Annotated in this window: 25 protein-coding genes and 1 tRNA gene; 3 read left to right on the top strand and 23 right to left on the bottom strand. The window is 66.5% G+C overall.

Translation table 11 applies throughout. The features are described from left to right. The first annotated feature begins 333 nt into the window (after positions 1 to 333). The gene (locus FURADRAFT_RS01515) at positions 334 to 1,977 is read left to right on the top strand and encodes an APC family permease (RefSeq protein WP_008952330.1); all 1,644 of its coding nucleotides are present in this window, start codon (positions 334 to 336) and stop codon (positions 1,975 to 1,977) included. Between the two features lie 66 nt (positions 1,978 to 2,043). Here the strand turns inward: FURADRAFT_RS01515 and FURADRAFT_RS01510 are convergent, their stop codons facing one another. The 9 genes from FURADRAFT_RS01510 to rplU form a co-directional block, all read right to left on the bottom strand. Continuing rightward, complete coding sequence (locus FURADRAFT_RS01510; RefSeq protein WP_008952329.1) at positions 2,044 to 2,439, bottom strand: carboxymuconolactone decarboxylase family protein; 396 nt, start codon at positions 2,437 to 2,439, stop codon at positions 2,044 to 2,046. A 29-nt stretch (positions 2,440 to 2,468) separates the two neighbouring features. After that, on the bottom strand, positions 2,469 to 3,368 hold the full coding sequence (locus FURADRAFT_RS01505; protein WP_008952328.1) for a DMT family transporter: 900 nt from the start codon (positions 3,366 to 3,368) through the stop codon (positions 2,469 to 2,471). 56 nt (positions 3,369 to 3,424) lie between these two features. Continuing rightward, entirely contained in the window at positions 3,425 to 4,648 is a 1,224-nt protein-coding gene (locus FURADRAFT_RS01500; protein WP_008952327.1) for a DUF2399 domain-containing protein, read from the bottom strand. A 127-nt stretch (positions 4,649 to 4,775) separates the two neighbouring features. Next, positions 4,776 to 7,589, bottom strand: coding sequence for an ATP-binding protein (locus FURADRAFT_RS01495; protein ID WP_008952326.1), 2,814 nt, complete (start codon positions 7,587 to 7,589; stop codon positions 4,776 to 4,778). Next, positions 7,589 to 8,344 carry a hypothetical protein gene (locus FURADRAFT_RS01490; RefSeq protein WP_008952325.1) on the bottom strand — a complete coding sequence of 252 codons (756 nt, stop codon included), beginning with the start codon at positions 8,342 to 8,344 and terminating at the stop codon, positions 7,589 to 7,591. The genes FURADRAFT_RS01495 and FURADRAFT_RS01490 overlap by 1 nt, the downstream gene beginning before the upstream one ends. Before the next feature lie 3 nt (positions 8,345 to 8,347). After that, entirely contained in the window at positions 8,348 to 9,640 is a 1,293-nt protein-coding gene (locus tag FURADRAFT_RS01485; RefSeq protein WP_008952324.1) for a hypothetical protein, read from the bottom strand. 30 nt (positions 9,641 to 9,670) lie between these two features. Next, positions 9,671 to 10,837: a GTPase ObgE gene (obgE, locus tag FURADRAFT_RS01480; RefSeq protein ID WP_008952323.1), complete on the bottom strand. Its 1,167-nt coding sequence runs from the start codon at positions 10,835 to 10,837 to the stop codon at positions 9,671 to 9,673. A 129-nt stretch (positions 10,838 to 10,966) separates the two neighbouring features. Beyond that, the gene (gene rpmA / locus FURADRAFT_RS01475) at positions 10,967 to 11,242 is read right to left on the bottom strand and encodes a 50S ribosomal protein L27 (protein WP_008952322.1); all 276 of its coding nucleotides are present in this window, start codon (positions 11,240 to 11,242) and stop codon (positions 10,967 to 10,969) included. Positions 11,243 to 11,255: 13 nt separating this feature from the next. After that, positions 11,256 to 11,567 carry a 50S ribosomal protein L21 gene (gene rplU, locus FURADRAFT_RS01470; protein ID WP_008952321.1) on the bottom strand — a complete coding sequence of 104 codons (312 nt, stop codon included), beginning with the start codon at positions 11,565 to 11,567 and terminating at the stop codon, positions 11,256 to 11,258. A gap of 356 nt (positions 11,568 to 11,923) precedes the next feature. Here rplU and ispB point away from each other — a divergent pair, with 356 nt between their 5' ends. Together ispB and FURADRAFT_RS01460 are read left to right on the top strand one after the other, a co-directional pair. Continuing rightward, positions 11,924 to 12,898: an octaprenyl diphosphate synthase gene (ispB, locus tag FURADRAFT_RS01465; RefSeq protein ID WP_040652251.1), complete on the top strand. Its 975-nt coding sequence runs from the start codon at positions 11,924 to 11,926 to the stop codon at positions 12,896 to 12,898. Between the two features lie 108 nt (positions 12,899 to 13,006). After that, a tRNA-Arg gene (locus FURADRAFT_RS01460) sits at positions 13,007 to 13,081 on the top strand. A gap of 44 nt (positions 13,082 to 13,125) precedes the next feature. Here FURADRAFT_RS01460 and FURADRAFT_RS01455 read toward each other — a convergent pair. The 14 genes from FURADRAFT_RS01455 to FURADRAFT_RS21210 all read right to left on the bottom strand — a co-directional run bounded on the left by FURADRAFT_RS01455 (position 13,126) and on the right by FURADRAFT_RS21210 (position 24,120). Next, the gene (locus tag FURADRAFT_RS01455) at positions 13,126 to 13,326 is read right to left on the bottom strand and encodes a hypothetical protein (RefSeq protein WP_008952319.1); all 201 of its coding nucleotides are present in this window, start codon (positions 13,324 to 13,326) and stop codon (positions 13,126 to 13,128) included. A gap of 122 nt (positions 13,327 to 13,448) precedes the next feature. Further along, a complete protein-coding gene (locus FURADRAFT_RS19955; RefSeq protein ID WP_081455922.1) occupies positions 13,449 to 13,994 on the bottom strand; it encodes a lysis system i-spanin subunit Rz in 546 nt (181 codons plus the stop codon). 2 nt (positions 13,995 to 13,996) lie between these two features. Beyond that, the gene (locus tag FURADRAFT_RS01445; RefSeq protein WP_008952317.1) at positions 13,997 to 14,554 is read right to left on the bottom strand and encodes a glycoside hydrolase family 19 protein; all 558 of its coding nucleotides are present in this window, start codon (positions 14,552 to 14,554) and stop codon (positions 13,997 to 13,999) included. Between the two features lie 81 nt (positions 14,555 to 14,635). After that, positions 14,636 to 15,535, bottom strand: coding sequence for a hypothetical protein (locus tag FURADRAFT_RS20765; RefSeq protein WP_008952316.1), 900 nt, complete (start codon positions 15,533 to 15,535; stop codon positions 14,636 to 14,638). Beyond that, complete coding sequence (locus tag FURADRAFT_RS01435) at positions 15,532 to 16,020, bottom strand: hypothetical protein (protein ID WP_008952315.1); 489 nt, start codon at positions 16,018 to 16,020, stop codon at positions 15,532 to 15,534. The genes FURADRAFT_RS20765 and FURADRAFT_RS01435 overlap by 4 nt, the downstream gene beginning before the upstream one ends. 9 nt (positions 16,021 to 16,029) lie before the next feature. After that, positions 16,030 to 17,142 (bottom strand): hypothetical protein, encoded by a 1,113-nt coding sequence (locus FURADRAFT_RS19850; protein WP_008952314.1) that lies wholly within the window; start codon positions 17,140 to 17,142, stop codon positions 16,030 to 16,032. Next, positions 17,142 to 17,726 (bottom strand): YmfQ family protein, encoded by a 585-nt coding sequence (locus FURADRAFT_RS19845; protein WP_008952313.1) that lies wholly within the window; start codon positions 17,724 to 17,726, stop codon positions 17,142 to 17,144. The genes FURADRAFT_RS19850 and FURADRAFT_RS19845 overlap by 1 nt, the downstream gene beginning before the upstream one ends. Next, positions 17,717 to 18,814 (bottom strand): baseplate J/gp47 family protein, encoded by a 1,098-nt coding sequence (locus FURADRAFT_RS01420; RefSeq protein ID WP_008952312.1) that lies wholly within the window; start codon positions 18,812 to 18,814, stop codon positions 17,717 to 17,719. Before FURADRAFT_RS01420 ends, FURADRAFT_RS19845 begins: the two co-directional genes overlap by 10 nt. Next, complete coding sequence (locus tag FURADRAFT_RS01415) at positions 18,804 to 19,220, bottom strand: phage GP46 family protein (protein WP_008952311.1); 417 nt, start codon at positions 19,218 to 19,220, stop codon at positions 18,804 to 18,806. Before FURADRAFT_RS01415 ends, FURADRAFT_RS01420 begins: the two co-directional genes overlap by 11 nt. 2 nt (positions 19,221 to 19,222) lie before the next feature. After that, positions 19,223 to 19,765 (bottom strand): phage baseplate assembly protein V, encoded by a 543-nt coding sequence (locus FURADRAFT_RS01410; protein WP_160165301.1) that lies wholly within the window; start codon positions 19,763 to 19,765, stop codon positions 19,223 to 19,225. A gap of 8 nt (positions 19,766 to 19,773) precedes the next feature. Then, positions 19,774 to 20,907: a phage baseplate assembly protein gene (locus FURADRAFT_RS01405; protein ID WP_008952309.1), complete on the bottom strand. Its 1,134-nt coding sequence runs from the start codon at positions 20,905 to 20,907 to the stop codon at positions 19,774 to 19,776. After that, positions 20,900 to 22,093: a DNA circularization protein gene (locus FURADRAFT_RS01400; RefSeq protein ID WP_008952308.1), complete on the bottom strand. Its 1,194-nt coding sequence runs from the start codon at positions 22,091 to 22,093 to the stop codon at positions 20,900 to 20,902. Before FURADRAFT_RS01400 ends, FURADRAFT_RS01405 begins: the two co-directional genes overlap by 8 nt. Positions 22,094 to 22,139: 46 nt before the next feature. Next, entirely contained in the window at positions 22,140 to 24,005 is a 1,866-nt protein-coding gene (locus FURADRAFT_RS01395) for a phage tail tape measure protein (RefSeq protein WP_008952307.1), read from the bottom strand. Beyond that, positions 23,998 to 24,120 carry a hypothetical protein gene (locus FURADRAFT_RS21210; protein ID WP_268869724.1) on the bottom strand — a complete coding sequence of 41 codons (123 nt, stop codon included), beginning with the start codon at positions 24,118 to 24,120 and terminating at the stop codon, positions 23,998 to 24,000. The genes FURADRAFT_RS01395 and FURADRAFT_RS21210 overlap by 8 nt, the downstream gene beginning before the upstream one ends. Positions 24,121 to 24,128: the final 8 nt, after the last annotated feature.

Raw genomic sequence — 24,128 nt, 5'->3', positions numbered from 1 at the left:
TGGACGAATCCCGTAAGTGTGGGGGAACACGCCAGGATTTCAACCCCGCCGGCAACAGGGTCGGCACTGCGGCCCGACGTAAATAGCCTATTTTCCGGATGGAAAATCCCTGCTCAAGCTGGCATACTCCCGCCCCTTTCACTGGGTATGGGGATGATTTCGATCATTTTCATGACACCCGGCTGTACATATCGTTACAGAACTCAGGACGGCGCCGCTCTACAGTGCCGGACTTTCATCCAAGGCAGACCTACAAGAAACCGGCCACGATCCGGGCGCATGACGGAGCCGTACCACGGCCCCTTCCCAACACACAGACAGGAGAGTCTTCCCTTGAATCACCAGCATTCCCGCCATATCGGCCCGATCGCCCTGATGCTGACCGGCCTCGGCTCCATCATCGGCTCCGGCTGGCTGTTCGGTGCCGCGCACGCGGCGCAGATCGCCGGGCCGGCCGCCATCGTGGCCTGGCTCGTCGGCATGGTCATCATTCTGTCGATCGCCCTGAGCTACGCCGAACTGGGGGCGATGTTCCCGGAATCCGGCGGCATGGTGCGCTACGCGCGCTATTCGCACGGCTCGCTGCTCGGCTTCATCGCCGCCTGGGCCAACTGGATCGCCATCGTCGCGGTGATCCCGATCGAGGCCGAGGCCTCGGTGCAGTACATGAGCTCGTGGCCGTGGCCGTGGGCGCAGGCGCTGTACCAGCACGGCGAGCTGAATCCGACCGGCCTCGGCATCGCCGCGGTGCTGGTGGTGGTGTACTTCCTGCTCAACTACTGGGGGGTGAAGCTGTTCGCCAAGGCCAACAGCGCCATCACCGTGTTCAAGCTGGTGGTGCCGGCGCTCACCGCGCTGGCGCTGATCGACAGCGGCTTTCACAGCGGCAACCTGGGCAGCGCCACGCCGGGCGGCTTCGCCCCGTTCGGCTGGGCCAGCGTGATGACGGCGGTGGCCACCAGCGGCATCGTGTTCAGCTTCAACGGCTTCCAGAGCCCGATCAACCTGGCCGGCGAGGCGCGCAACCCGGGCAAGAGCATTCCCTTCGGCGTGATCGGCTCGATCCTGCTGGCGGCGGTGATCTACGTGCTCTTGCAGGTCGCCTTCCTCGGCGCGCTGACCCCGGCCGACCTGGCGCACGGCTGGCAGGGCATCGACTTCAGCTCGCCGTTCGCGCAGCTGGCACTGGCGTTCGGCCTGAACTGGCTGGTGATGACGCTCTACTTCGACGCCTTCGTCAGCCCGAGCGGCACCGGCGCCACCTACATGGCCACCACCTCGCGCATGATCTACGGCATGCAGAAGAACGGCACCATGCCGGCGCTGTTCGGCCACATCCACCCGCTCTACCGCATCCCGCGCGCGGCGATGTGGTTCAACCTGGCGGTGTCGTTCATGTTCCTGTTCTTCTTCCGCGGCTGGGGCACGCTGGCGGCGGTGATCTCGGTGGCCACGGTGATCTCCTACCTGACCGGCCCGATCAGCGCGGCCTCGCTGCGCCGCGCCGCGCCGGACCTGCCGCGCCCGCTGCGCCTGGCCGGCCTGAACCTGATCGCGCCGTTCGCCTTCGTCTGCGCCTCGCTGGTACTGTACTGGGCGCGCTGGCCGCTGACCGGCCAGATCATCTTCCTGATCGTGGCGGCGCTGCCGGTGTACTTCTGGTACCAGGCCAAGGCCGGCTGGCCGGACTTCGGCCGCGAGGTGAAGGGCGCGCTGTGGATGGTGCTGTACCTGCCGGCGCTGGCGCTGCTGTCCTACGTCGGCAGCACCGACTTCGGCGGCATCGGCCTGCTGCCGTACGGCGTGGACATGGCGGTGGTGGCGCTGATGGCGCTGGGCTTCTACGCCTGGGGCGTCAACAGCGGCTGGCGCACCCGCTACCTGGAGCAGGAGCATGACGCCGCCGCGGTGGCGGCGATGCACGAAGCGTCGCAGGAGAGCAAACGCGCCGGCCGCCTGGCCGGGCAGAACGCCTGATCTCCTCCGTTTGACAAGCATGTCATAGCAAAACGGCCAGCTTCGCTGGCCGTTTTGCCGTCCGGGCTACTGGTCGTCGGGCAGTTCCAGCCCGAGTTCGGCCAGCACCTCGCGCGCCGCGCGCACCGCCTCCAGCATGGCCGGAGCGCCGGCGTAGACGGCGGAGTGCAGCAGCACCTCGCGCAGTTCCACCAGGCTGGCGCCGTTGTTGAGGGCGCCGCGCACGTGGCCTTTCAGCTCGTGGCTGCGTCCCAGCGCGGCCAGCATAGCGCAGGTGACCAGACTGCGCGTCTTGAGGTCGATGCCCTCGCGCTGCCAGGTGCTGCCCCAGGCGTGTTCGTTGATCCAGTCCTGCACCGGGCGCGAAAAGCCATCAAGGTTGTCCATCGCCCGCTCGACGAAGGCTTCGCCCATCACCCGGGTACGCATCGCCCGGCCATTGTCGCGGTCTTGTTCGCTCATCGCGAAGTTCTCCTCCTATATAGTGGTGCTCAGCTCTTGGCAAAACGGGTGGACAGCAGCACGCCGGCCAGGATCGCCGCGATGCCCGCCACGTGGTAGACGCGGATCGTCTCGCCGAGAAACAGCAGCGACAGCAGCGCGCCGAACGCCGGCATCAGGTGGATGAAGGTGCCGGCCCGTGCCGCGCCGACCTGGGCCACGCCGTAATTGTAGCAGTAGTACGCCGCCACCGAGGGCAAGGTGCCGACGTAGAGGAAGGTGGCCAGGGTGGCGGCGTTGAGCGGGGTGGTGCGCCCGCTCGCCAGCTCGGCGGCGAACAGCGGCGCGATGCCGGTGAGCCCGACCGCCACCAGCACGGTGAGGATGCCGATGCGGTCGAGCCCCGCCGGCAGGCCGCGCAGCAGCAGGGTGTAGAGCGCCCAGACGACCATCGCGCAGAACACGATGGCGTCGCCATGGTTGATGTCGAGCTCCAAGAGCCGAGCCGGCTCGCCGTGCGCGACGATCGCCAGCACGCCGAGAAACGACACCGCGATGGCGCCCGCCTGGCGCAGGGTGAGCCGGAGACCGAAGCCCAGCGCGCCGAAGATCACGATCAGGATGGGGATGAAGGAATTCATCAGCACCGCGTTGGTGGCGGTGGTGCTCTGCAAACCGAGGTAGACCAGCGAGTTGAAGCCGCATACGCCGAGCAGACCGAGCAGCAGGATGCGGCGCCAGTGCGGCAGCCACAGAGCACGCTGGTTCCAGGCCGGACGCAGGCCGAACGGCAGCAGCAGCAACAAGGCGATGCTCCAGCGCACGAAGGACAGGGTCATGGGTGCGACGCTGGCGTGCATGGCGCGTGCCAGCACGAAATTGCCGGCCCAGAACAGTGGAGCCAGCGTCAGCGACAGGTAGGCGAACGAGGGGGAAGAGCGGGTGGTCATCGCATGACCATGCCATGCCCTCCCTGCGGCTGGCAAGCCCCCGTCACCGTCGGCGCTCAGGCCTCTGAGCCGCGCTCGAGAAACAGTCCTTCCTGCTCGACCTTGTGCTGCCGCTCCCGGATCGCTTCGGCCAACTTCGCCAGGGGCGGCGGCAGTGCGCTGCCCTCCAGCCGTGACAGCCGCACCGCGTCCTGCTCGGTCAGGGGCTGTGCGCCGTTGGCCAGCGTCAGCGCCTCGGCCTCCATCTTCCATGGCTGCCAGGCGCAGCCGGCCTGCTCCGCCACGGCGCCGACCTGCAGCGCGATGGCGATGCCGGCCGGGTCGAGGTCGCACCCCACCTGCAGCGGCAGGCGCAGCAACGCCAGCAGGTGGCCCACCGCCGCGCGCCAGCGCCGGTGCGGGTAGCCCGGCACCCACACGGTGAGGAAGGGCTGCGCCGCGCGCGTCAGCCCCTCGAACACGCTCAGGTTCTGCACCACGCGCACCCCGCGCACGCTGCCCTGCAGCGCCGTCACCGCCAGCAGCGCCTCCGGCGCCAGCGCCACGCCCTGGCCCAGCAGGTTGGCCGAAGCCAGCGGCTCGGCGCCGGCCACCAGCGTCAGCGGCCCGGACAGGAACAGGTGCGGGGTGTGAGCAGAGATGCCGCAGGCTTCCAGCTCGATGCCGTGGCCGGCGAGCCAGTCGCGGTCGCCGGCGTTGAACGCCTTGCTGCGGCCGAAGGCGTGCTGCGAGAACTGACGCTCGCTGCCCCACTGACCGGCGCTGAGCCAGGCGTCCAGCGCCTGCGCCAGCTTGAGGCGGCGCTCCAGCGTCGAGGTCGGCAGGCGGCTGCCGAGGCTGTCGGCAAGTCCCGCCAGCTCGGCGTTGCGCGGCTGCCAGCCGCGCCACAGCGCCACCGTTTCGGCCTGCTCGCGCGGATCGACCAGCCCGGCCAGGCTGCGCAGCCCGTACATGTCGCGCCAGCTCACCCAGAACGGTTGCAGCGGCGACTGGCGCAGGCCGGCTTCGGCGTGCAGCTCGATCTCGCACCAGCCCGCCTCCAGCAGACGGCGCAGCAGGTCTTCGGCCAACCCCGGGTTGGCCGTGGCGGCCATCAGCGTGCTCCAGCGCACCCGGCTCGCGCGCGAGCCGAGCCAGGTGCCGATCAGCAGCGCCTCCTCGGCGCCGAGCAGCACCGGGCGCGGCTCGCCGCGCGGCGTCAACAGCAGGTTATGGCCGCGCACGCCGAGCGGGGTGCGGGCGACGTGGTCGGGGTCGATCAGGGCGAGCCAGCGGGACATGGGCGATTCCGGAAACGGAGGGGTGGAAAGGAATAGACCGGGCGGGCGGCGACGGTTTCCGCCACCCGGCAAAAAAATCGGCCGCCCCGGGCGTGGCCAGCACGCCGGGGCGCGAGCTCAGAACCTGTCACGGCGCCGGTTCCGCGCCCTCCACCCGCCGCCGCGCCTGCAGGATCGGCGGCGCCCAGGTTTCGCCCGGGCGTTTCTTGCGCGTCGCCAGGGTCAGCTCGGACGGCGCGAAGATGTTGACGTTGTGGGTGTTGGGCGTGGTGATCAGGTACTGCGCCTCGGTGGCCTTGAGGAAGCCGGCGACGCGGTCGATGTTGAAGATGTCGAGGTGCGCGAACGGCTCGTCGATGAACACGAAGCCGGACGGGTTGGCCTCGTCCATCATCAGCGCGATGAGCAGGATCAGCGACTTCATCACCTGCTGGCCGCCGGACGCCTCGCCGTCGTTCATGCCCATCATGCCCTTCTGGTCGAAGTTGAACTTCAGCACCAGGCCGGCCTGCGCCAGCACCGCGTCGTCGTTGGCGAGCTGCGGCAGCTCGACCTCGACGCCGATGCCGGCCAGTTCGCCGAGCCGCCGCACGTTCTGGCCGTAGGCGCGCACCGTGGCGCGCAGCTTGCCGATGTAGGCGGCGCGGGCGTCGTCGGTGAGCTCGCGCGAGCGGTCGACCTCGGCCTGGCGCCGGCGGCGTTCGCGGTCGATCTGCGCCAGGTCGTCGACCAGCTTGTCCTTGAGCTGCAGCACGGCGTCGTCGGTTTCCCACTCGCCGTTGCCCAGCCGTTCTTCCAGATAATTGAGCTGGTGGCGCGCGTCGGCGGCGCCGTCGAACTCGTCTTCCAGCGCGGCGATGTGCTCCGGCGCCAGCGCGCCCTCGGGCAGCCGCGCCGCGCCCTCGCGCAGCTCGGCCAGCAGCCGGCGCAGCTGGCGCCGCGCGCCGTCCACCTCCTGACGCTGCTGGCGGTAGGCGGCGAGGCTGTCCTGCTCGCGCTGGCACACGCGGTCGTGCGCCAGGCGGGCGTCGCCGTAGCGCGTGTCGGCGGCGGCCTTCTCGGCGGCGGCCTCGGCCAGCACGGCGCCGAGCCGGGCGATTTCCGCCTCCAGCGAGGTCTTGCGCGCCTCCAGCGCGGCGAACTCCTCGGCGCGGCCGTCGAGCTGGCGGATCGCGTCCATGCCGGACAGGTAGTCGGCCAGGCCGGCCGCCTCGCGCGTCGCCGCCACCAGTTGCTCCTCGTCGGCGAGGATCTGCACGTTGAGACGCTTCAGCTCCTCGCGCAACGCTGCCAGGCGCGACTGGCGCGCCGCCTCGCCGAAGGCGTAGTCATGCGGCGCCACGCCGATATGGCGCGCGCCGCGCCGCTCGCGGAAATAGCCGTCGCGGGTGATCCAGTCGCCGTCCACGGTGGCGCCGGCGCTGGCGTCCTCGACGCGCGTCACGCTGTTCATCTGGCGGTAGAGCCAGTCCGGCGCCTTGGCAGAGAAGCGCACCACCTCGAGCAGGCTGCCCGGCTTGGCCGCTGGCGGGCTGGCGCGCTCCGGCACGATGAAGTGGCGATAGCGCTGGCGCTCGCCCAGCTGCCAGGCGGCGCGGCGGTCGGCGGGGTCGTCCAGCAGCACCACGTGACGATACGGCCGCAGCAGCGCCTCGACCGCGCCCTGCCAGCGCGCGTCGGTGACCTCGACCAGCTCCGCCAGCATGGCGTGGCCGATGCCGGCCTCGTCGAGCGCGGCGCGGAAGTGGCGCACCTCGTCCGGAGCACGGCCGCGTCCCAGCTCGAGCGCCTCGAGCTGCTGCGACTTGTCCTCGCGCTGCTGCTTGAGCGCGCGCAGGCCGTCCTTCAGTGTGTCGGCACGGTCGCGCAGGCCGGCTAGCTGCGCCGCCAGCGCCGCCGCGTCGGCACCATATTCCTTGCCGGCCAGCGCCTGCAGGCGGTCGCGCTCCTTGAGCTGGCCGGCCACGCCGGCATGCTCGGACTTGGCCGTCATGAAGGCGTCCTGCGCCGCCTGGCGGGCGCTTTCCGCGGCGCCGCGCGCGGCGTCGGCGGCGACCTCGGCGGCCTTGAGCCGCGCCACCAGCTCCAGCGTGTCGGCGTGCTCGCCGCGCGCCCGGTTCAGCGCGTGGTAGCCGCTGCGGTAGCCGCGCCACAGCCCGGCGACCGACGCCTTGCCGTCGAGGTAGCCCAGCACCGGCAGCGCCTCGTCGCGCAGACGGGCGATGCTGTGCTGCAGCTGGCGCCACTCCAGGTGGCGGTTGGCGCGCGTCTTCATGGTTTCGACGCGGCCTTCCAGCACCTCTTCCTGGCGCGTCAGCGCCTCCAGCTCCAGCTCGGTGGCGCGCTGTTCCTCGCGCGCGCGCTGGTAGTTGTCGAGCACGTCCTTGTCGCCGAAGACTTGAAAGACGAGGTCGAGCAGCTGGCGCGGGCTGTACTCGGTGAGCTTGTCGGTATCGCCCTGCTCCAGCGCCAGCACTTCGGCCACCGCCGGGGTCAGCCCGGCCGCTTCGAGGCGGCGGCGGTACTCCTGCACGCCGAGCCACTGCGCCTGCCCTTCGGCCAACTCCAGCGCCACGTCGCCGTCGAGGATGGCGTAGTGGCGCACCCAGTCGCCGCCCTGCTTCTTGATGCGGCACAGCAGCGTCACGGTGTCGCTGACGATGGGGAAGAACGGCGTCGGGTAGAGCCCGCCGGAGGGGCGGCGCGGGTTGTCGACCACCCCGCGCAGGTAGGCGAAGGCCTCGCGGTTGTTGCGCACGTAGCGCTTGTAGTCGCGCTTGCCGGAGCATTTGATCGCCAGCAGCGTGCGCATCGCGTCGAGCAAGGTGGTCTTGCCCGAGCCGTTGGGGCCGATGATGGTGACGATCTGGGCGTCGAGCGGCACCGTCAGCCGCTGCCAGAAGTCCCAGTGCACCATTTCCACCGCTTTCATCTGGAACATCAGCGCGTCTCCTCTTGCTCGAACAACGGGCCGTCACCGGCCGCGGCGGGGTCTTCGGCCAACGTGTCGGCCTCAAGGTTGGCCGAAGTAGCGGATTCCAGCGCCTTGTCGGCCAGCGCCGCGCGCCCCTCGCGCTGGCGCAGCACCTCGGCTAGCGCGCCGTCGATGATGCGCGGCGCGAGCTGGGCGTAGTCGATCATCAGGTCCAAGAGCGGCCCCTCGTCCAGCCACTTGTTGCGGCGCACCACGAAACCCAGGTTGACCAGGCGGCCGAGGTTGGCGTTGAAGCGGGTGCGGCCGCCCAGCGCCTTGCCGAAATCGGCGTAGAGCGCCTCCTCCGACACCCCGGTCGACACGGCCTCGCCGGTTTCCAGCGGCTTGTGCGTGCCGAACATGTCGTGCTGGCTCTCGCGTCCGGCCTCGACGCGGGCGATCTGGCGCTCGCGCTTGGGCAGCACGATCAGCGCCCACAGGATCACCAGCAGGGCCACGCCGTCGCGCGGCAGGCCCAGGTTGTTGTTGAGCCAGGCCTCGCCCGAGCCGAACACCGGCTCGGTCATCTCCGGCAGCAGCGCCACCGCGACGTGTTCGGCGTAGGGGTTCTCCACCAGGCGCAGGCCGACGTCGGCGAGACGGCGGTCCAGCTCGCTGCGGAAGTTCTCGTCGAGCAGGGCGCGGCGCGCCAGCGCATCGGCGCGCGGCAGCACGCGCTGCGCCAACAGGCGCGCGGTGAGGGTCTTGAGTTCCAGTTCCATGGCTCAGTTCGGGGTGTGGGGCCGCAGCCGCGCGTCGGACAGCGCGGCCACTTCCGGGTGATCGGGTTCGATGACGGCATCGCCGCCGGTCAGTTGCAAGGGCAGCTTGGCCAACGCGGCGACGATGCTGGCGTCGCCGCGGCTTTCCGGGTCGCCGAGCAGCGACAGCAGCGACAGGCGGTAGGCGGTCTCGTTGTAGCTGTCGGCCAGTACCGCGCGGGCGATCGGCAGCTCGGCCGCGCCGCTCTCGCCCAGCTCCAGCCCGAGCTGCAGCAGCTCGTCGTACATCGCCTCGGCGGCGAACAGGCGCTCCACCTCCGGCGCGTCGGCCAGCGGCGCAGCCTCGGCGCCCGGCAGCACCGCCACGCCGGCCTTGGCGCGCTCGCGCGCCAGCAGCTCGAATTCGGCCACGTCGGCCAGCTCCGGGGTGGCGAGGAAGGCCGGCTCGGGGCAGAGCGACAGGCAGCCCGACAACTGCGTCGCCAGCTGGCCGACCTGCTGACGGCGCAGCCAGTCGGCGATGTCGGTCGAGGTCAGCCCGGAGCTGCCCAGGTGCACGCGCTGCGCCGCCAGCTGCGCCAGGCGCCGCTCGAAGGTGCCGGCCAGCGCCAGCATGCGGCTTTGCGCCAGCGCGATCGCCTGCGCCTGGTTCAGCGTGGCCAGGTCCAGCGTGTCGTCGGCGGTGAGGCGGCGCACCACCTCGGTCGATTTGGCCACCCAGCGCCACACCGCGTCGAGGCGATGCTGCGCGGCGCGGATACGGAACTCCGACTGCGACTCCAGCGCCGCCTCGAACTCGGCGTACAGCTCGTTGAGCCGCGCCAGGAGGTGGCGTAGCGCCTCGTCCGACACCTGCCCCACCGCCTGCCCGGCGGCGACCTGGCTGGTCAGATAGCCCAGCTCCACGTCGTCGCCGGCGAAGTCGATCATGGTGGCCAGCGCCGCCAGCGCCACGCGCGCGCCCTCGGAGAGCTGGTAGCGGCCGCCGTCGGACTCCCACACCAGGAGCTCGCCCTCGCGCAGGCGCTTCAGAATGGTGTCGAGCTTGGTCGGATTGAGGTAGGCGAAGCGCTGGGCGATCTCGGCCGGGGTCCACAGCGGCGCATCGGCGCGGTTGCCCAGCTCGCGCAGCACCAGAAGACGCAGCAGCACTTCTTCGTCGCCGCCGCGAAACAGCGTGATGAAGACGGAAAGGTAGGGCCAGGCGGCGGTCAGGCGATTGACCGAGGACAGGCCGTCCGGATCGATGCCGGGCTGGAAGAAATCGGAAAGCGAGTGCACGGACAATCCGGTCATGACAAAAACCGGATTGTCCGAGCGGAGGGATTACTCGTCAACGCCCGCGGTGCGGGTGATCACGTTCTGGCGCGCCGCCTTGGCCGCGGCCTTGGCTTCGGCTTCGCGCTGTTCGGCCAACTCGGCGGCGGCGCGCTCGGCCTGCCGCACGCGCTCGATGTATTCCATCATGGCGTAGGTCACCGCCTGCGTGCCCTCGCCGGTCAGCGCCGACACGGTGAACACGCGCGGCGCCCCCATGTCGAACTCGAACTCGTCGTTGGGCTGCTGTTTCGGCCAACCGAAGGCCTCGAGGAAGGCGGCGATGCGCTCCTCGCGCTCGTCCTCCGGCAGCATGTCGACCTTGTTCAGCACCAGCCAGCGCGGCTTGTTGTACAGCTCCTCGTCGTACTTCTTCAGTTCCTCGACGATGGCATGCGCTTCGCGCACCGGGTCGACCTCGGGGTCGAACGGGGCGATATCCACCACGTGCAGCAACAGGCCGGTGCGGGAGAGGTGCTTGAGGAAGCGGTGGCCGAGGCCGGCGCCTTCCGCCGCGCCCTCGATCAGGCCGGGAATGTCGGCGATGACGAAGCTGCGCGTATCCTTCATGCGCACCACGCCCAGGTTGGGGTGCAGCGTGGTGAACGGATAGTCCGCCACCTTGGGCTTGGCGGCGGACACCGCGCGGATGAAGGTCGACTTGCCGGCGTTCGGCATGCCCAGCAGGCCGACGTCGGCCAGTACCTTCAGCTCGAGGCGCAGGCTGCGGCGCTCGCCCTCCTCGCCCGGCGTGCACTGGCGCGGGGCACGGTTGGTCGACGACTTGAAGTGGATGTTACCCAAGCCGCCCTTGCCGCCGCGCGCCAGCATCACGCGCTCGCCGTGACGCGCCAGGTCGGCCACCACCTCGTCGGTATCGGAGTCGATGATCACCGTCCCCACCGGCATTTTCAGCTCGATGTCGTCGCCGCCCTTGCCGTAGCAATCGGCGCCGTGCCCCTTCTCGCCGTGCTGCGCCAGGTATTTCTTGACGAAGCGGTACTCCACCAGGGTGTTGACGTTCTCGTCGGCCACCGCGTACACGCTGCCGCCCTTGCCGCCGTCGCCGCCATCCGGCCCGCCGAACGGCACGAACTTCTCGCGGCGGAAGCTGGCCGCGCCATTGCCGCCCTTGCCGGCGATCACTTCAATACGGGCTTCATCGATAAACTTCATGGGTCCTCCAGATAAGTCCAGTGAGGAGTCAGGCGTCAACGGCCGCGGCCAGCCGCTCACGCCTCACGCCTCGTGAAAAAACAAAAAAGCCCTATCGCCAGGATAGGGCTTTTAACCGGTAACTGACGATTACTCGCCGTCTACACCGGTGTACGGAACCACGTTCACGGTCTTGCGGCTCAGAGCACCCTTGGTGGTGAACTCTACATAGCCATCGACCTTGGCGAACAGGGTGTGGTCCTTGCCCATGCCGACGTTTTCGCCAGCGTGGAACTTGGTGCCGCGCTGACGCACGATGATGGAACCGGCCGGAATCAGTTCGCTGCCGTAAACCTTAACGCCCAGGCGTTTGGCTTCGGAGTCACGACCGTTGCGGGAGCTACCGCCTGCTTTCTTGTGTGCCATGACTGTTTACTCCTTACTTGGAAATCTCGTCGATGCGGATTTCGGTGTAGTTCTGACGGTGACCCTGGTGTTTCTGGTAGTGCTTACGACGACGCATCTTGAAGATGCGGATCTTCTCGCCACGGCCATGAGCGACCACGGTCGCCTTCACGGTCGCGCCAGCAACGCGCGGAGTGCCCACAACAACCTGTTCACCGTCAGCAATCATCAGCACTTCTTCAAGTACGATTTGGCTGTCGACGTCTGCAGGTATCTGTTCTACTTTAAGTTTTTCGCCGACGGCAACTTTGTACTGCTTGCCACCAGTTTTTACGACCGCATACATTCGCTTAGCTCCTGAATAGGGAATCCAAATTCCTGCACCAGGCACGCCCGACACAGGAAGCCGGGAATCATACTTAAGTCACTGAAACATGTCAATTTTTTTACCCACACCACACCATGCGAGTGGTGCATGGCGGGAACAGGGGCTTTTCTGGTAACATCGGCCGGGATTTTCGGCCAACGAGCCTGTCCCAGTTGTAGGCGAGCGAGCCAAAGCAGGTTGAGTGCCGCCAGAGCACAGGAAGCGGAATGTACAGACCGTGCATGAGCATTCCGGGCACTGCCGGCGCTCACGATGCAAAGGCGCAGCCGCCTAATCGAATGGGCTCCAAGTACAACATAAACAACCGGTTTACCATCGTGTCCACCACCCCGCTCTTCCGCTCCCTGCTCGCCGACGACATGCAAACGGTCGACCGCGTCATCCGTGCCCGCCTGCACTCCGACGTCGTCCTGATCCGCCAGGTGGCGGAATACATCATCTCCGCCGGCGGCAAGCGCCTGCGCCCGGTGCTCACGCTCTTGGCCGGCAAGGCGCTGGACTATCGCGGCGAGCACCTGCACGAACTAGCGGCGATGATCGAATTCATCCACACCGCCACGCTGCTGCACGACGACGTGGTGGACGAATCCGAACTGCGCCGCGGCCGCGAAACCGCCAACGCCCTGTTCGGCAACGCCGCCAGCGTGCTGGTCGGCGACTTCCTCTACACCCGCGCCTTCCAGATGATGGTCACCACGCGCAACATGGCCATCCTCGAAGTGATGGCCGAAGCCACCAACATCATCGCCGAAGGCGAGGTGCTGCAGCTCCTCAACATCGGCAACACCGACGTCACCGAGGCGCAATACCTGCAGGTGATCCAGTACAAGACCGCCAAGCTGTTCGAAGCCGCGAGCCGCGTCGGCGCGCTGATCGCCGCCGCCTCGCCGGAGCAGGAGAAGGCGCTGGCCGACTACGGCATGCACCTGGGCACCGCGTTCCAGATCATCGACGACGTACTCGACTACTCCGGCGACGCCGAGACCATCGGCAAAAGCCTGGGCGACGACCTGGCCGAAGGCAAGCCGACGCTGCCCCTGATCCACACCATGCGCCACGGCAGCCCGGAAGCCGCCACCACCGTGCGCGACGCCATCGAGAATGCCCGTGGCGACCGTTTCCACGAGGTACTGGCTGCGGTACAATCCTGCGGCGCGCTGGACTACGCCAAGAGCGAAGCGGTGCGTGCCGCCGAGCAGGCGGTCGCCGCCATCGCCGGCCTGCCGGACAGCCCCAGCAAGCAGGCGCTGGTCGAACTGGCGCGGCTCTCGGTCGAACGCAACAGCTGACCCCGTTTTCAGGCCGTCCCTGTAGTTAATGGGGTCGACTAGACAGAAACACCGTTTTACTTCATGAAGTTACACGCTGACTCCGTTGCCGTGTAGCACTTTCATAGCGCTGCCGTAGTTCAACGGATAGAACGGCCGCCTCCTAAGCGGCAGATACAGGTTCGATTCCTGTCGGGAGCGCCAACAAAAAAAGACCCCCACAACCCGAAGGCTGTGGGGGTTTTCTATTAGGCCACCTTCTGCTGGTAGCCCTCAAAAATCTGGCCATACGATTCGGCCTGATCATGAACGAGATCGATCAGGACCGGAATGTCAGCAGCGTCAGCACCACGCATGCACTTGACCAGGACACGCATCTTCTCGACACAGGCAACGCTATGACCCACCAGGTCACAAGCATCAAGCCCACTCAACCCATTACGCTTCATCCATGACTCCTTATCCGTTATTTATCGAACGACTGCAGGCGATTTGCGGCGGATTCGTGCACACGCCAACCCGCCAGACACCAACCAAACTACCCTACGAAATCCGAATATCAAGCCCGAATTTATGGGGTTTCCTGCATAATTTTCGGGGTTGATTTCGGGTCTTTTTGTGGTAGGTGCCACAGCACTTCAAGCCGATCGACACACCGGTTCAGCTCCACCGCTACGGCGTCGGCTTCAGCGGCGAGCCCGACAAGAAATCCTGCAGCCGCGTCAGAAAGTTCGGCTCGTGGCGCTGGATCTGCTGCGCCTCCGGCGCCTTGGGCTGTAGATCCTGCAGCTGGGCAGCTGGCAGCCTTGACGGGGACTGACAGCCGCCGCCGGCCAGCAGCAGCATCAGCAAGCAGGCGGCTTTTCTCGGCTTCAACATGACGTAGTGACTCCTGGTAGTTGGTTTCTGCGGCCAACAGCTGGCTGGCCGCCCTGGCTTCCTGCCGACGCAACTGCTGCTGCAGATCGTTGATGGTGGCGTTGTCGTTTCGCTCACGGGTGGCATCGGCAAGTTTCCAGGCGGAAGCCACCACATCCTTGCCATGGCGGTAGGCCCACCAGTGCGAACCCACCAGCAGCCCGAGCAGCAGCAGCCATGGAATGGCTTTTCTCCACATGGTCAGCCTTTCAGAACCTGGCTCGCCTTTGCCCAGATGGCGCGACGATCTTCACGGCCGTTCTGGCCGCCGTTGATACGGCGAGTAATGGCATCAAATGCCCCCTTGTCTGCCAGCTCGTTGAGGCCTGCGTTTTGCCAAAACCAAGCTGCGGAAAGCGCGGCGTAGGCAGGCTGCTCCAACAGCTGCGGCTGGCCGAGCAGATCCAGCTCCAACGCCAGGCCGCACAATTCGTAATTGCGACGACCGGTGATCTGGATCAGCCCACGTCCGCAATAGCGCTGACCATCACCATCGGCCGCCGGCGTATTACCGAGCCTGGTAGCCAGCGTGCCGGTGTCGTACTTGGCCAGGTAAGCATTGCCGCCCAATTCCCGGACATAGTTGAACTGGCCAGATTCATGGCCGATCTGCGCCAGGAACGCAGCCTGCCGCTCCGGCGTATCGATGCCATACGCCGCCATGGCGCCGATCAGCGGCTGCAAAAAAGCGCGCACTGCGGCGCGCTTGGCTTGAGGCAGAATCAGCGCGAGCTGATTCTCAGTGGATAGCAGGGGCATGGCCACACTCCATAAAGGACAAAGCCCCGCGCGTGGCGGGGCTGGTTTTCTTTCGTCTCACTCAACGGCATCGACTACCAACTAGCCGGCAGCGCTGTCATTCACAGGGCGCTCCGCCATATCCGCGGCCGGCAGCGCGGCGTCCTTTGCACCCAGCCGACTGGAGATCAGCCGCTTGATCCAGGCGACGTCCTTCAGCAGCGCCAGCACGGCCTCGAGCAAGGGCACAATCAGGCAGGCGCACACCGTGCCGGCCACCCCCACCCCGCCGGCGCCGAGCTTCGGCCAGACCTCCACCGCCAGCTGACCGCCGTAGTACGCAGCTAGGAAAGCACCCAGCACCAGCACCACCTTGTCCACCAGCGGCCGGCCACGCAACTGCACCCACAGCAGCAGGCTGCCCGCAAACGCCCCGATGAAGGCCGGGAAGTGCACCCCCGCCGCCTTGCCACCGGCCGCGCCGGCCGAGGATGCAAGGGCGCTGGCGCTGAGGCCGGACAGCAGCGCCGCGATCGCCACGCCAGCCAGATTGCGGAATGCAATGAATGCCAGCGCACTGGCCGCCAGCGCCCCCAGGAACAGCCATGCCTTGCGTTTAACGGTTACTGCCATACCACCCCCAAAAGAAAAGCCCCGGCGCGTAGCCGGGGCAGGTTTGCCCTCATCGGGCTCGATTGATTTTTCGCAGTGGCCGGGATCGATCCAGTCCAGCAGACGGCACAGAATGCACCAGTGCCAGCGCCCTGCCCGCGCACCCTTGGCCGCACGGCTGCTGATGGTTTCATCCTCGCTGCCACCAATGGCGGCGTTGGCCGCCTGATCCAGCGCCACCGCCACCCGCACCACCCGCCCACTGCCCGCCAGGACAGCCAACACGCCCCAGCCAACAGCAAAAAGGCCAGCGATAGCGCCGGCCAGCAGAAGAAACAGCAATTTCAGGCGCGGCGACAGCACGCCCCACGACCACTTGAGCAGCATCATGCCGGCCATTGGATCGCCCCCAACTGCTCGGCTGCGTCCGGCGCGCTCAGGTCCACGGCGTGGATAGTATCTTCCAGCGCCTGGCGCTGGCCGATGATCCGGCCAGACGCGACAGCATAGGCCTGGACCTTGGCGCGCACGCGGGCTGCCAACTCCTCGACTGTCAGTCCTCGCGAGGCGGCGATAGCAGTCAGCATCGGTGTAGCGGCACCGGGATCGACGGCCAGTGCTTCGGCCTCGCGCGTCTGCTGAGCCCAGCTCTGCACCTCGCCATCGGGATAGGCGGCAGATAGGTTGGCCAGTAGTTCAGAAGCACGACCATTGATAGCCGCCAGGCTGGCAGCCCTTATCTGATCCATCGATGGAGCGCACAGCGCGGCAGCTTCTGCATCACCGATACGAACGCAGCCAAGCGGCAACAGATACTCGAACTCGGCCGAGTCCAGCACGTGAACCCTGTTTTCTTGGTCTTTGTAGTGCGGCATGGTCTTTCCTTAGCGAAGCTCGTACCAGCTAGAAATGGCTGGCCCTGAGTTAAGAGAGTAACTAGCGAACGCCGGAATAATGATGCCGAACGGCCGTTCCGACGATGACGCGTAGGCGTAACACACCGGCACTGATACGCCATTGATCGTCATGCTCACCGTTGCCCCCAGTTGGCCGCACAGTACCGCGAGAGCGATAGGCCTTCCCGTCGTGTTGTAGTAGGTCGTACCAACAGCACGGCTGGCCGTCATGTTCTGCCACGACTGTCCATAACCTAACGAAGACAGTGATGCCAACGACATTCCGCCCTGACCTTGAATCGTGGACGGGGCAGTCGCCCACGTGCCGGCTGCCGCCTCGGTGATGTCGATAAAACCCACCACGCGGAACGGCACAGAGGCGCGTGCCGTGGCGGAATAGATCGTGCTGGCGCTAGCCGCAGCGGCGCTGATCGCCGTGGTCGAAATCAGCGTGGTCTCATCCAGGTTGACGCCACCAGCCAAGTTGGCAACCGCCAGTTCAACGGCGCCTGCGTTGTCGATCGCCAGCAATGCTAGGCGTGCAGATTGCCCGTTAACAGTTCCCAATGTTGCCCCAGCCGGGACCACCAGAGAGATCGCAGCAGGAACAGATCGGTTATTCACAGTGCCACTGTTCAAGGGGACGCCCCGGAAATCCAGCGTTGTCGGATTGAGAGTCAGAGTTAGCGCATTAGCAGCGACTGAGGCAGTAATCGACTGGATCTGCTTCTGTTTCGGCGCAAGAGCGGCAATGGCTTGGGCTACTTTCAGCGGCGTCATCGGTACGGAATCGCTTGTGCCTGCTTCGGCCTGAGCCTGAGAGGCAATTGCAATAGCGTAGCCAGCAAGGGTTGTAGCCTTGTCCGCCTTGTTTGCCAGCGCCGCCAGGATCAGAGTTTTGATCTGGTCGCGCTTGGTCGGGTCGAGGGCACTACCGAAACCCTCTACCAGGTTGGCCAACTCCTCCTGTACCGCATCAAACCACTCTGCCCCTGGAGTCGTCGCTGCCACCCCCGCCTGCGGATCACCCGCGGTAAAACCATTTTTCCCGGCGCCGAATTTGTCGACTGCCGGATTACGATTGGCTGCTACACGTTGCATCAGCTTGCTCCATAGGAAATCAAAACAGTGGATGGCTGCGGGCACTCACGCGCCATCACACAAGCCAGTTCAGTGCCGCCCCAACTGCGCAGCGGGTCTTCGACTCCGGACTCGCAGGTGGCTTCCGCCACCCGCACGGCATCGGGCACCTGCAACGTCCAGACAAAGCGCCAGTCAATGCTGTTGATGGGTTCTTCGCAGGTGAATTCGCAGGTATGCAACCGGTGACGCTTTGTCGTCACGCTCTCATAGCCCAGCGCCTCGGCGATCTGTACGAATCGGGGGATGCGCACCCCGCCGGCATCGGTCAGCCTGGCAACCAGCGAGGCACGGCGCTCGGCGAGCGTGGGCGCGGCAGCACTGCAGCTGTCAGGCAGGCCGAAATCCGCCTCCCAGTCCGGCAGCATCGCCAGGGTTTTGTAGGGGTTGCCTTCATCCAGCAACTGGGTGGCCGCTGCATCTACTGCCGCCAGACGCCGGGCGCCGACTCTCACAAAAGCAGCCAGGTCGGCGTTGTCGCGCGACCAGGCCGGTCCGGGCGGCAGCAGCCGCCACAGCACCTCTTGGTAATCGCTTACGTCCATGTGATCACCCCCAGCTCAGCCAACTCGCCCACCGCGCACACCACGTTGCCGGCCGGCACCGTCAGCACGTGGTCGGTTTCGCCGGACACAGCACTGATGGCCTCGGTCAGATGACTGCGCAAGATGGTCACCCCCGCCACCGGCAGCACCGTGCGACCACTCGCGTCACGCGCTACCGGCGCAGCCTCTGCGGCGATCTTGTCATGCAGCGCTGCCGTGACAGCCGTCCGCATCGACGGGGTATCCGGCTCGATGTGCAGGGTGATGTTCACCGGCTTGGCAACCGGCGCCATGGCGAAGATTTCCCCCCACGGGGCGCCGGTAGACTCCAGGTGCAGGCGCACCGTCTCGCACTCGGCCGGCGCCGGGTAGGGATCGACGTCGTCATCGCGCATGAAGTACAACCCCATACTGCCCAGGCCTAGCAGCTTGGGTGCCGCCCAGGCACGGGTGACGCCGGCAACTTCCAGCGCCCAGTTCTCCCAGTCCACCGCCCGACCGGTCTGAGCGCCCGCCTCTGTCGCACTGAGAATGCGCTGCCGGTAGCTTTCGATATCCTCTTCGTCGGCGCCGCCGGTCAGTCCATCGGCCTGCACCTGCGCGGCAGCATCCACCCCCGCCACGCCACTGGTGAGCGTGAGCCACACGCCGGCATCGGTGTCGCCGTCGAAACCGCCTTCGGCCGCCTTGACGGTCAGATCGACATAGCCACCGGCACCGACAATGCCGCCGGTCACAACGACGAACAACCGGCCATCGTCGCGCTGCAGCTCAACGTCAGCAGCTACCGGAGCACCAACGTTGCCGGTAAAGCGGACCGAGCCGCTGCTTTGCTCCGCCGCCTTGGGCTTGTCGCCACGTAGGTAGAACGGCCCCTGCCAGGCTAGCAAGGTTGACTCTGCCGCCGAGCTGGGCAGCAGCTGACGGGCCTGATACTGCAAATAGCCATACATGCCGTGCACTGCCGCCGCGATCGCACGGCCGAACACGTCGGCATCGGAGCGCAACAGGGCATCCGGGTTTTCTGCGCCCAGGTCAGCCCGGATGTCGCGGGTGAGCTGGCTCAGGGTCGGGATTTCATACGCCATGGGTCAGGCTCCAAATGTCAGAAAGGTCCGCCGTCAAGGTCTTGCCGCTGCGCAAGGTGATTTCCACGCGAATAGCCAGACCGTCGTCACCCAGCCGTGACACCGTCACTTCCACCGCGCTAGCCAGCTTGCTATCCAGCCACCACTGCAGCGCTTCGCGGGTGTAGTCGTGCGCATCGCGCTGGGCATCGGCATCGAGCCGGCGACGCTGCAGCAGCCACAGCCGCGAGCCGATGCCAGCCGGCAATGAGGCATCCAGCCCCTCCGCCCACCAGCCCTGCCAATCGTCATCGACCGGGTCGCCGGCCTCAGCGCGGCGCCAGGTAAACAGGCTGATGGCCATGGCGCGTGCGTAGGCGTGGCTGGCAGCCAGCGGCTTGCCATCCAGTTGAACGAGAATTTCCATGGTCAGACCTGCAGGTTTGGCGGATCGGTCGGGCCGTTAGCCGTACCGTTGTGTTCGACGTGGGTGTGGTCGTTATGGGCATCGCGCACCGCAGCCAGCGAACTCCCCCCGCCCGCCGTGTTGTCGACGATGTCTGCCGCCGCCTCGATGCGGCCGGTGGCGCGCAACAGCGGCGTGTCGGCCACCACCTCTTCAGCCGCCTTGAGCACGATGCGCGGCGCGGTGATCTCGATGCGGTCCTGATACAGCACAATGGTGTGCCCGGCCGAGTTGTAGGCCGCCGACTCCCCGGGCTGCAGCCCGCGCACGCGGTAGCGGCGATCGCTCACGCTGATCACCACACCGTTGCTGCGGTCGCCACCCAAGAACAACGCCAACGCCTCCGCCCCGGGTTCCGGGCAGGCGGTAAAGCCGAACGGCTCGGCGTGCTCCATGCCGTCCTTCAGTTCGTCCGCCGTCAGCATCAGCTGTACCTGCTGCATGTCCGGCGCGGAGTTGGCGCGCGTCACGCGCCCGCGGCCGATGAGGCCGAACAAACGCTGCATGGCCTCTCTCATGTATTGGGCTCCCAGTCAGACGGCAGCAAGTACTCGAACTTGTCGCCCTTTTTCTTGCGGTTTTTCTTGCGCTTTTCCGGGTCAGGCGGCTCGGGCTGATAGCCCTCCGGCGGCGCCACCACCATGCGTACCACCGAGCCGTGATCGTCTAACCGGTAGTTGCAGGACACGATCAGCATGTCGCGATCGAAACCCAAAATCGGGTCGATCACGCGCACGATCTGATTGACCTGCCACAGCCGGCCATCGCTCTGGCGCCAGCCGGCCACTTCGTAATTAGTGGTCAGCGCCTTGCCGATGCGGTGATCGCGCTCCCACTGCGCCCGGGTCGTAGCCATGACCGGGGTGAGATTGCCGCTCTCGGTGATAACCTTCACCCGCTTGCGGGCAATGCGGCTATCCGCCGCCGTGCCGGCGATCTCGTTGGCAGCGGCGCCGTTGCGGTGGTTGCCGGTGGCGTGCTGGCCGATGACGCGGTATTCGCTGAAGCACTCGCTGAAATCAAACCCGCAGTCACCCGCCTGGACATTGCGGCCCACCTCGATCGGATCGGTCGCCCGCCCGGCACTGCCCGGCGCGGCGAGCACCAGCCGCCCCTCGGCATCATCTGTGGAAAGCAGGCGGCCAATCTTCAGCAGTCGGTCGACGCTCTCGAAAACCGTCTCACCCGGCTGGATGGTGTGATCGGCCACCACCTCGCCCTCGCCCACCTGGCTCACCACGGCGATGCCATATGGCGCCGCCAGCGCCGTGGCAATGGCGCGCATGGAGCGCTGCTTGAACTGCGGCGGCTTGTTGATGGCGGCACAATCCACCAGATCGGCCGTCAGGCTGCGACCGGCAATGCCGAAGGCGGTGCTCTGCGGATCATGCGCCTTGGGTGTGGCGAACACGTAGCCGGTCACCACCAGATCTTGCCCGATGCGCAGTTGGCAGCGGTCGCCGTGCTGGATGGGCACCTGATCGATACCGCCCGGCCCCAGCCGAGCAATGCCGATCTGGAAAGACCGGCACTGCTCATCCAGGCTGGCGGTGACATCCACGCTGGTCCAGCCCTCCCAGGCATTCCCCCCAACGGTCAGGCTGACACGGCTCGCCGGGTCCAGCGCAGTAGTAGCGGCATCAGTCATAGGTCACCTGTAATTCCTGCACCGGCACGAACAGCGGGTGCACGATGTTGTTACGGCTCAGCAGTTCATCCGCCAGCGAGGCGTCACCCTGCGCCCGGTAGGCCAGCACCAGCGCCGGCATGACGGCCGGCGGCGTAATGGTCTGCAGCTGCAGGCCGATGGCCTCCACCTGGTTGAGGTGCGCCACGGCAGCACGTTGCACCACCAGCAAAGACGCGGCCTGCTCGTAGTCGGCCCCGTCTGCGAGCGCCCACAGCGAGCCAGACAGGTCCTGCCGCAGGTTGGCCACATCGGTAGCTACCGGCAGGTTGCCACCATCGGCGGGGCGGCTGGTCGGCAGCGTAGCCACCGCCTGCAGTGTGTTAGCCGCCACACCGGCCGCCATCAGGCCAACCAGCACCCCGGCCACCTTGGTGGACACCGTCCCGTTGCGGCGCCCGCTCAGCGCCTTGCTGCGCGCGCGCAACACGCGCATGGCGCGGCTCTGATTGATGCCCCAGCGGGGCAGGTCGCCGTAGCGGTCGAACGCCCGGTCCACCGATTCCAGAATGCCGAGGATCTTGCCCACGGCCGTCGCCGGCAGCGTGAGCACGGTGTTCACCAGCGACTGCCAGCTATCGAAGTAATCCAGCACCGCTTCCACGGCATTGCTCACGCCCTTGATCGCCGACATCACCGCCGACACCACAGCGCCAACCTCGGCACGCGCCAGATCCAGCACCGCCAGCGCCTGCTCGGCCATGGATTGCGTCGTGCTCAGCATGTCGTCGCTGGCGCTCTGCAGCGGCGCCGCCGTACTGGCCAGCGGCACCGGGAACAGCAGATCGCCGTTCTCGATGAACTCCAGCGGGATATCCACCCGCCCGCCGGCATCGAGGTTCAGCGACCAGCGCGCAGGCTTGGCATACACCGTGATGCGCCCGAACAGCGGGTGCACCAGCTCGCCGGCGCCCGGCTCCTCCAGCACCGCCAGCAGGGTGTTGAGCTGCTGCAGCCAGTCATCACCACAGCACACTGCCATGAAGCGATAAGGGCGCGTGGACCGGCCCATATCCTCCACCCACGGTCTGTCGCGCTGCGGGAATTCATGCTCGGCCACGCGACGGCCGTTTTCGCCCTCCAGCGAGATCCACTTGATCGGCACGCCCTTGAACGAGGCGTCACGCAGCTGATCTTTCCACCCCATGTTGGCCTCCGGCCGTAAAAAAACCCGCCGAAGCGGGTTAGGTTGATTAGCTGGTTGGCGACGCCAGGGCACGGCGACCGGTGTTCTGGTTCACCGTCAACTTGGTATTGGTAGTGGCGGGCTGCTCGACGCGCGTGCCAGCCGGCGCGCCATTGAGGTTGACCGTCAGTTCGGCCTTGGCCTGCTGGGTCGCCCCCTTGATGATGCTGGTGCCGGCATTCAGGCTCTGGCCAACCACACCGGATACGGCATCGCCAGCCCATTTCGCCGCGCTGATCATGGGCTCGATGTAGGGCTTGACCCGCTCCCACATGCCCTTGAAGAAGGCCACGATGGGCTCCCAATTCTTGATGATCAGCCCCAGTGGGGTGAAGTTTTCAAAGCCCCACTTGATGAACTGCCAGCCGGCATCGAACACCACCTTCAAGCCGCCCCACAGCGCCCCGAAGAACGCCTTGATCGGCTCCCAGTTGTTCAGCACCACACCCAGCGGCGTCCAGCCCAGATAGGTCTTGATGAAATCCACCCCGGTGGACACCACCCGCTTGATACCATCCCACAGCCGGGAGAAAAACGGCCCGACTTGCCCCCAGTTCGACAGCAGGAAGCCAGCGGCCAGCGCCATGACACGCACGGCAATCCCCACTGGCGACAGGCTGGCCACCGCGTTGAACAGGTTCAGCGCCCCCACCGTCGCCATCAACGCAAGGCGCATGCCCAGCATGGCCGCTCCAGCGCCCAGCAGCCCCTTGATCAACCAGGGGTTGGCCGCCGCCATGTTCGACAGACTGGTGACCATCGGGCCGGCCAGCGCCATGAACTCGTTGAGCGGCGGCAGCAGCACGTTGCCGACGGCAATGCCGACATCGGTGACGCGGTTCCAGAACAGCTGCAGGCCGTTGGCCGTGGTGGCGGCACGCACCTCGAATTCCTTCGACATGGAGCCGGCGTAGCCCGTGGCATCCCCCACCAGCTTGAGGTTGGTTTTCAGCAAATCCAGGTTGGAGATGAACGGCGCGATTGCTTCGATGCTTTCCTTGCCGAACAGCTCGGACAGCACCGCCGCCTGTTTGGCCGGGTCCACCGCCTTGATGCGGTTGAGTACGTCCAGTACCGTACCCTTGGAATCCATCTGCATCGACTTGGCGACCTTGCCGGCATCCAGCCGCAACGCCTTGAGCGTTTCTTTCTGCGACTTGGATGCCGCCGTGCCCTGCGTCAGCGCCAGTACAAAGTTCTTGATGCCGGTGGCGGCAACATCGGTCGGCACTTTCACCGCATCCATGGTTGCCGACAGCGCGGCGATGGTGCTGGCCGACAGGCCCGCCACCTTGCCGATGGAGCCGACCCGCGTGACCACCTCGGCCACGTTCTTGGCCGAGCTGTTGCCCTTGGCGTCCAGATAGTTGATCTGGTCTGCCAGTGCTCGCACTCCATCTTGCGTCAGCCCCATGGCGGCACGCCACGCCGCCATCTGCTCGCCGGACTGCTCCGCCGTAAAGCCGAAGGCCACCCCCATCTTGACGGCATCTTGGGCAAAGCCCTTCAGCTCACCGCGGGCGATGCCGGCAGAACCGCCCTGCGCGTAGATGGCCGCAATTTCCTTGGCCGCCATGGGCAGCTGCAGTGCCATCTGGCGGATTTCGGTGTTCATGTCCGCGAATTGCTGCGGCGTGTCGAAATCCACCACCTTGCGCACATCGGCCATGGCCGACTCGAAGTCGATAGCCGCTTTGGCCGCCCCCACCAACGGAGCAGTAATGGCAGCCACATGGCCGAAGTCGATCTCGGCCATCCCGGACTGCCGCAGGTTCTTGCGCAGCTTGGCAACGTTCTTGCGGATGCCATCCAGCGTCGGAGACAGCTTGTCGACGCCGGTGATCAGCGCCTTGAGCTGAAACTTGTCAGCCATCGTTGGCCTCCTGCCTGAGCTTGTTGATGCGTTGCGCGTGGTCGCGCGCCTCGACCAGTTGATCTAGGCTGCGCTCGGCCAGCGCGAACGGGTCTACCTGCCACCAGGCCGCCACGTCGAACA

The organism is Pseudogulbenkiania ferrooxidans 2002 (assembly GCF_000174355.1).
Lineage (GTDB): Bacteria > Pseudomonadota > Gammaproteobacteria > Burkholderiales > Chromobacteriaceae > Pseudogulbenkiania > Pseudogulbenkiania ferrooxidans.
Note: the sequence above shows the minus strand (reverse complement) of the source record. Positions and strands in the feature narration are given on the sequence as shown.

What these genes read in the sequence shown, in the direction of transcription:
- FURADRAFT_RS01510 (WP_008952329.1), bottom strand. Translation starts at nt 2,439, where the DNA reads ATGAGCGAACAAGACCGCGACAATGGCCGGGCGATGCGTACCCGGGTG.
- FURADRAFT_RS01505 (WP_008952328.1), bottom strand. Translation starts at nt 3,368, where the DNA reads ATGACCACCCGCTCTTCCCCCTCGTTCGCCTACCTGTCGCTGACGCTG.
- FURADRAFT_RS01500 (WP_008952327.1), bottom strand. Translation starts at nt 4,648, where the DNA reads ATGTCCCGCTGGCTCGCCCTGATCGACCCCGACCACGTCGCCCGCACC.
- FURADRAFT_RS01495 (WP_008952326.1), bottom strand. Translation starts at nt 7,589, where the DNA reads ATGTTCCAGATGAAAGCGGTGGAAATGGTGCACTGGGACTTCTGGCAG.
- FURADRAFT_RS01490 (WP_008952325.1), bottom strand. Translation starts at nt 8,344, where the DNA reads ATGGAACTGGAACTCAAGACCCTCACCGCGCGCCTGTTGGCGCAGCGC.
- FURADRAFT_RS01485 (WP_008952324.1), bottom strand. Translation starts at nt 9,640, where the DNA reads ATGACCGGATTGTCCGTGCACTCGCTTTCCGATTTCTTCCAGCCCGGC.
- obgE (WP_008952323.1), bottom strand. Translation starts at nt 10,837, where the DNA reads ATGAAGTTTATCGATGAAGCCCGTATTGAAGTGATCGCCGGCAAGGGC.
- rpmA (WP_008952322.1), bottom strand. Translation starts at nt 11,242, where the DNA reads ATGGCACACAAGAAAGCAGGCGGTAGCTCCCGCAACGGTCGTGACTCC.
- rplU (WP_008952321.1), bottom strand. Translation starts at nt 11,567, where the DNA reads ATGTATGCGGTCGTAAAAACTGGTGGCAAGCAGTACAAAGTTGCCGTC.
- FURADRAFT_RS01455 (WP_008952319.1), bottom strand. Translation starts at nt 13,326, where the DNA reads ATGAAGCGTAATGGGTTGAGTGGGCTTGATGCTTGTGACCTGGTGGGT.
- FURADRAFT_RS19955 (WP_081455922.1), bottom strand. Translation starts at nt 13,994, where the DNA reads ATGTGGAGAAAAGCCATTCCATGGCTGCTGCTGCTCGGGCTGCTGGTG.
- FURADRAFT_RS01445 (WP_008952317.1), bottom strand. Translation starts at nt 14,554, where the DNA reads ATGCCCCTGCTATCCACTGAGAATCAGCTCGCGCTGATTCTGCCTCAA.
- FURADRAFT_RS20765 (WP_008952316.1), bottom strand. Translation starts at nt 15,535, where the DNA reads ATGATGCTGCTCAAGTGGTCGTGGGGCGTGCTGTCGCCGCGCCTGAAA.
- FURADRAFT_RS01435 (WP_008952315.1), bottom strand. Translation starts at nt 16,020, where the DNA reads ATGCCGCACTACAAAGACCAAGAAAACAGGGTTCACGTGCTGGACTCG.
- FURADRAFT_RS19850 (WP_008952314.1), bottom strand. Translation starts at nt 17,142, where the DNA reads ATGCAACGTGTAGCAGCCAATCGTAATCCGGCAGTCGACAAATTCGGC.
- FURADRAFT_RS19845 (WP_008952313.1), bottom strand. Translation starts at nt 17,726, where the DNA reads ATGGACGTAAGCGATTACCAAGAGGTGCTGTGGCGGCTGCTGCCGCCC.
- FURADRAFT_RS01420 (WP_008952312.1), bottom strand. Translation starts at nt 18,814, where the DNA reads ATGGCGTATGAAATCCCGACCCTGAGCCAGCTCACCCGCGACATCCGG.
- FURADRAFT_RS01415 (WP_008952311.1), bottom strand. Translation starts at nt 19,220, where the DNA reads ATGGAAATTCTCGTTCAACTGGATGGCAAGCCGCTGGCTGCCAGCCAC.
- FURADRAFT_RS01410 (WP_160165301.1), bottom strand. Translation starts at nt 19,765, where the DNA reads ATGCAGCGTTTGTTCGGCCTCATCGGCCGCGGGCGCGTGACGCGCGCC.
- FURADRAFT_RS01405 (WP_008952309.1), bottom strand. Translation starts at nt 20,907, where the DNA reads ATGACTGATGCCGCTACTACTGCGCTGGACCCGGCGAGCCGTGTCAGC.
- FURADRAFT_RS01400 (WP_008952308.1), bottom strand. Translation starts at nt 22,093, where the DNA reads ATGGGGTGGAAAGATCAGCTGCGTGACGCCTCGTTCAAGGGCGTGCCG.
- FURADRAFT_RS01395 (WP_008952307.1), bottom strand. Translation starts at nt 24,005, where the DNA reads ATGGCTGACAAGTTTCAGCTCAAGGCGCTGATCACCGGCGTCGACAAG.